Source organism: Escherichia sp. WS1152 (assembly GCF_046487665.1).
GTDB classification, from domain to species: domain Bacteria; phylum Pseudomonadota; class Gammaproteobacteria; order Enterobacterales; family Enterobacteriaceae; genus Escherichia; species Escherichia coli.
In genome coordinates this window covers 1-892 of record NZ_JBJQJA010000057.1, presented here as the reverse complement: position 1 = coordinate 892, position 892 = coordinate 1, and the positions used below count along the sequence as shown (strand labels likewise).

1 pseudogene is annotated in these 892 nt (G+C 63.8%); it reads right to left on the bottom strand.

Annotated elements, in window-relative coordinates:
* Positions 1-892: pseudogene (locus tag ACJHW7_RS25265) on the bottom strand (RHS repeat protein); the annotation flags it as partial.

The window sequence follows — 892 nt, the reverse complement described above, 5'->3', positions numbered from 1 at the left end:
ACCGCCGTCATCTGGCCGAAGCGGTCGTATTCATAGCGGGTCTGGTAGCCCGAGCAGTCGGTGAACGCCAGCAACTGACCGTAGCGGCTCCACGTCATCTGCCGGGTGCTGCCCGTCGCATCTGTTGTCGTGGCCGGTAATTCACTGTGCGCATCATCATAGCGGTAGCGTACTGTCTCCCCGCTGCGCGATGTCTCCGTTACCAGCCTGTCCAGTTCATCATATGCCCGGCGGCTCTCCAGCCCGTCCGGGGACACCACCGCCGTCAGCTGGTTCCCGTCGTTATAGTAAAATTTCGTCTCCCGCCCGTCCGGTGTGGTGATGTCCGTGATATCGCCGGACACCACATTCAGACCGTACTCTGTCCGCCGTCCCGCCGCGTCCGTCTGCGCCGTGAGCCTTCCTGCCGCGTCATACCCGCTGTGCGTGACGCTGCCATCCGCCAGTTCTTTTTTCACCACCCGTTTCAGCCCGCCTTCACCTTCTGTATGCAGCACCTCACGCCGGTTCAGGCTGTCGGTGACGGTGATGCGGTCCTGCTCATACTGGTAGCGGTAACTCAGGCCTGCCGGGTTAAGCTGCTCCACCACCCGCCCGGTATCGTCGTAGCGGTAGCGCATCTCCGGCCTTCCCGCATAACGGTGCCCCACCATCCGGCCCGGGTGCTGCGCGTCATACGTGAAAGCGCGCACCTGTGTCCCGCTGCGGTCATATACCGCCAGCAGTTCACCGGCTTCCGTATACGTGTACCGCGCCAGTGGCGCTCCGGGCAGGCTCTCCGGGTATGCCGGGTCGTGCATCAGCCACACCGCCAAAAGGCGGATACCCCTGTCGGGGCCGTATTCGGTACCGGGCAGTGTGTCGGGGAACGCTGAGGCTGAGAGAGGGCGGG